At 56.3% G+C, this 5,083-nt stretch carries 2 protein-coding genes; both read right to left on the bottom strand.

Annotated elements, in window-relative coordinates; all coding sequences use genetic code 11:
• Positions 1–176: 176 nt before the first annotated feature.
• A complete protein-coding gene (locus HMPREF1548_RS06955) occupies positions 177–2,855 on the bottom strand; it encodes a glycoside hydrolase family 3 protein (RefSeq protein ID WP_021635193.1) in 2,679 nt (892 codons plus the stop codon).
• Positions 2,856–2,939: 84 nt separating this feature from the next.
• Positions 2,940–5,083 (bottom strand): hybrid sensor histidine kinase/response regulator (locus tag HMPREF1548_RS06950; protein WP_021635192.1); only part of this gene is annotated, 2,144 nt, incomplete at its 5' end.

Raw genomic sequence — 5,083 nt, 5'->3', positions numbered from 1 at the left:
TGGCTGCTTCCGGCCAGCCTCTGTCCCTGGACGGCCGTGTCCGTATCCGCGCTTGTGGAAAAAGGCAGCAGCCTCTATTTTCTCTGCCTCCTCTCCGCAGCCCTGTGCGGCGCCCTGGGCCTGGCGGGTGCGCTCCGGGCATTTGGAAAACAGGATTTGTGACCGCTTCCTGTTTTTCAGAATTTCTCCCCCCGTTCGCACCGGCCAATCCAGGGCAGTTCTCCGAACTGCTCCCCATAAGGCGCGCTGCCCTCATAGCAGCTGGAACGGGCTATAACATTCAATATCCGGGCGGCGCAGGCCTGCAGCTCACCCAGCGTAAGCGCTTCCTCCCCTGCCTTTTCCGGATGCTCCACCGCCTCTACAATATCGTCCACATTCTTCTGGCAGCCCGGCATCTGCAGGTCATTCCCTGCTTTTATGCACAGCGGGGAGGAAGAAATGGGATACTTATGCACAGCCGCGCCAAACATAAAGGACGGATCCTGTGAGGTAAACCAGTCTGTCATCACGAGCCCCGCAAAGCCCCATTCGTCCCGGGCGGCCGAAGTGAGCAGGTCGTAATGGTTGGCCGTGTGGGTTCCGTTCAGCAGGTTGTAGGAGGACATGATCGACATGGGCTGGCTTGTTTTTACCGTAATTTCAAAACCCTTCAGATAGATTTCCCGCAGCGCCCGTTCACTGATATGGGCGTTGGAAAACATCCGGTTATCCTCCTGGCTGTTCGCTGCAAAATGCTTGATGGTCGTACCGATTCCGGGCCTGGACTGCACGCCCTTTGTATCCGCGGCCGCACACATTCCGGTGAGCAGCGGGTCCTCGGAATAGTATTCAAAATTCCTGCCGCACAACGGGTTCCTGTGGATATTCATGCCGGGAGCCAGCCAGAGCGTCACATGGAATTCCTCCATTTCTCTGCCGACGATTCTGCCCGCTTTTTCAATCAGCTCCATATCCCAGGACTGGGCCAGCAGGGTGGCGACGGGAATCGCCGTACAATACTGGTAATAATCCACCGCATCCGCCGTCCGCTCCGGATCTTCTCCCATGGGAATTCCGCTGATCGTATCCCCACTGACAAGCAGCCTTCCATCCGCGGTTGTGGCAAAATGGGGATTCAGGCGAAGGCCTGCCGGTCCGTCGGCCAGAATCATATTTTTCACATTCCTGTCCTCCAGGAGAAGGGAGGTGGTATCTCCGGCCGCGCCGGGCACCAGCGCAGAGGCTGAGCCGATTACCGTATCCGTGCCCTGGCCGCCGCGAGCGCTTCCCACACAGATTTCAGCCAGCTCCCGTACGGTGAGCTGGGCCGTAAATTCCTCCAGGGAGGCTTTTCCGGATCTCACATCGTCCATGGTCCAGGCGGTAACAGTCCCCTTATCCCTCCATACCGGCTCATTTTCCCGGTAAGTCACGGTTTCTGTCTCTATATCCGCTCCATGGAGATAGATTTTGGGAGCCGCCCCCTTTTCCTGCGCTTCGCCGTCATAGGTCCAGGCTGCCGCACCCTTTGCCGAAAGCTCCTGCAGCGGTTCTTCATCCCGGAACAGATTCTTCAGCTGTACGGTCACCGCATCCTCGTCCAGACAGACTGCCGCCGCAATATGGGTATTGCGGGAGCTGTTTCCCACGCGGATATAGTAGGTTCCCGCTTCCAGAACCCAGGCCGCCCTTGCCTCACTGTAAGAGGCCATGGATGCCGTAGGGAAAGAGATGGTAAGAAGCTGGCTCTCCCCCGGCTCCAGCAGCGACGTTTTCCCAAAGCCCCGCAGCTCCTGCAGCGGCTTTTCCAGCCCGCCGCCCGCCGGGGCGCTCACATAGATCTGAACCACCTCCCTGCCTGCAAAACGGGACCCCGTATTCGTCACCTTCACCTGCGCCCGGACGCTGTGCGCATCTGCCGCCACATCCAGCGTTTCCATGGAAAACTGCGTATAGGACAGCCCATAGCCAAAGCAGTAAAGCGGCTTTACGCCGAAGGTGTCAAAATAACGGTAACCCACATAAATGCCTTCCGTATAATACTCGTCATCCACATCGCCGTCATTGCCGCTGAAGCCTGCGGAGGATGGATAATCCCCGTATTTTGCCGCCCAGGTGTCCGTCAGCTTACCGGAAGGGATTGTTTTCCCGGTCAGTGCATCCGCCACGGCATCCCCGCCGATATTTCCGGACTGGCCGGCCAAAAGCACCGCGCTGATACCCGGAATTTCCTTCAATGGCGCTGCATCCACCACACCGCCTACATTGAGCACCACAATACATTTTTTATAAGCCTGGCCCAGCGCGGCCAGAGCCGCCAGCTCTGATGCGGAAAGCAGATAATCCCCTTCCGCCTCCTTCCTGTCCGCGCCTTCGCCGGAGTTCCTGGCAATGACGTAAATGGCGGTATCCGTACCGGAACTGTTTACATCCTCCGGTGTCACCGCCGGAATCTGCGGCTCCCTGAAAGGCATCTCAAAGGTAACCAGGAAGGGCGGCACCTTTTTCTCCTCTGCGATTTCCATGACCTGCTCCAGATATGCCTTCTGCGCATCCGCATAGCAGCTGTCGTAATTGTCCAGCCAGCGTTCTGTTGTGATGGTAAACCCGGCATTTTTCAGGCCTTCCTCAATCGTGACCACCGTCCTGGAATTCACGTCTCCTGATCCTGTTCCGCCCTTCACCGTATGTCTGGCGCCGTTTCCGTAAAGCGCAAGCTTATGGATGTCCTCTCCGCCCGGCGCCCCCAGGGGCAGCGCTCCGTTATTCTCCAAAAGGACCATACATTCCCCGGCAAGGGCACGTACCGCCTCCATATGCGCCTTTTCCCTCCGGCTGATCTCCGGTGAGCGTGATGCAAAATATTCCGCCATTCTCCTTCTCCTTCCGCCGCTCCCCGCGGCTCTTTTCCTGTTATTTTCCAATGCCGGGATAAAAAAGCCCGCGGCATCCTTTTTTCATACGCCGTCCCCTTCTTCTTCCTCCCTCCGGCGCTTCTCCTCAACACTCCAGACCCATTTCAGCAGCAGCTCATCCAACCGCTGCATGGATACGGGCTTCGGCATGAAATCATCAAAGCCTTCCTCAAAAAACATGGCCCGCGCGCTGTTTGTGGCATTGGCCGTCAACGCCACCACCGGCAGCGTCTTATCTGCCCCGCCGGGCAGCGCCCGGATCTTCTTCAACGTTTCCACACCGTCCATTCCCGGCATCATATGATCCAGAAAAACAAGATCATATGCCTTATTTTTAACCGCCTCCACCGCTTCAGCCCCGGACTGCACACAGTCGATCCGGGGACCGAAGGGCTCCAGCAGGCCTTCCGCAATCTGCAGGTTCAGCTCATTATCATCCACCACCAGAAGCCGCACATGCGGATACTGACGCAGCTCATTGTCCTCCTCCGTTTTCCGGTTTGCCCTGGGATTCTTCAGAAAACCGGCAAGCTGCAGGCCGAATAGAGGAATATATATGACAGGATACGCAGAAGCGCCTCCCATGTCCCCCAGGCCGCTGTCCAGCCGGCCGGCCAGCACTGCCAGCCTGGTTTTTGCGGGCACACGCGTCCTGTCCGTTTTCTCAAGCGCCGCCCTCTCCGCACAGGCATGGGTAAATTCCCCTGTATACAACGCTTCGGCAAAGGAGCGCTCATCACTGCATAGGATATAGGCAACCTGCATCTGATCCATGCACCTTGAAAAATATTCCCGCATACAGGGCGACTTTTCCAATATAAGAATATGGCACCCCTCCCAGCCTGAGGAGGGCAGAAGCGGCTCCGCGCTCCCTCCCTTCTTCTGTAAAATGGTAACCGTAAAAACAGACCCTTTCCCATACTCGCTCTCCACAGAAATTTCCCCGTCCATCATCTGGCAGAGCGCTTTGGAAATGGCCAGCCCCAGCCCTGTACCCTCCAGGCCGTGGCTATAATGGGTATCCACCTGATTGAAGCTGACAAAGAGCTTCCCAATATCCTGTTTTTTAATGCCGACGCCAGTGTCCTCCACCTTCATGGTCAGCCGGATTCCCTCTTTTTCTTCCTCCGCCTGCACGGACAGCCTGACATAGCCCTCTTGGGTAAATTTGGCGGCATTTCCAATGATATTGACAAGTATCTGCTTCACCCGCACCATATCACCCACAAGAAGAGCCGGTACGCTTCCTTCCACCTCCACCATGAAATCCACCGGTTTTTTCCCCAGACGTACCGCCGCAATGGTGGTAATGTCATACAGGAGAGAGCTCATCTCATACTCCCTCTCCTCAATTGTATATTTGCCGGATTCCACCTTGGAAAAATCCAGAATGTCATTAATAATATCCAGAAGGCCCTGGCCCGATTTCCGGATGGTCTGCACGGATACCCTCTGCGTTTCCGTCAGGTCCGACCGGAGCAGCAGCTCGCTGATTCCCAGAATCACGTTCATGGGCGTTCTGATTTCATGGCTCATATTGGCAAGAAACACGCTTTTCATCTCCGCTGCATGCCGCTCATTCCGTGAAATTCCCCACAGCGCCCCCATTCCCGTCAGCAGCATCAGGAAAATGATGACAACCGCAATGCTGATTCCCACCATTTCCCGGATCAGGCGGTCTGTTTTGGACATCACCACATCCCTGGGAACGATATTCACCACCGTCCAGGAATTCAGCCCCAGGGGGCAGTAATAGGCATACTGCTCCACTCCCAGCTGATTGTACAGAAGCATGCCGCTGCCGCCGTCCGCCATATCCTGCCGGATTTCATCCAGGCCTCTTGTTCCCTGTATTTTCACATTTTCCAGCACCCGGAAAAAGTTGTTATAGTCCATACTTTTATTGTGCAGGACAAGATTCCCTTTGTCATCAATGATATAGGAATACCCTGCGCCGCCGAAGCTTTCCGTGCGCAGCGCATCATTCAGGCGTGAAATATCAAGCATGGCCGCCAGCACCCCCACAATCTCCCCGCCGGGACTGCGCAGGGGAACCGCCAGGACGATTCCCGACACGGCTCTGTTCTCAAGGATCCGGCGCATCAGCCCGGTAATCATTCTTTCCCCCTTAAGCGCCCCCTGAAAGTAATCCTCCCGTGAAATATCCGAATACGGCAGCTCCTGCG

It is taken from the genome of Clostridium sp. KLE 1755 (genome assembly GCF_000466465.2).
GTDB lineage: Bacteria > Bacillota > Clostridia > Lachnospirales > Lachnospiraceae > Eisenbergiella > Eisenbergiella porci.
The sequence above is the reverse complement of the archived record's forward strand: the minus strand, read 5'-3'. Positions and strand labels throughout refer to the sequence as shown.

What these genes read in the sequence shown, in the direction of transcription:
- HMPREF1548_RS06955 (WP_021635193.1), bottom strand. Translation starts at nt 2,855, where the DNA reads ATGGCGGAATATTTTGCATCACGCTCACCGGAGATCAGCCGGAGGGAA.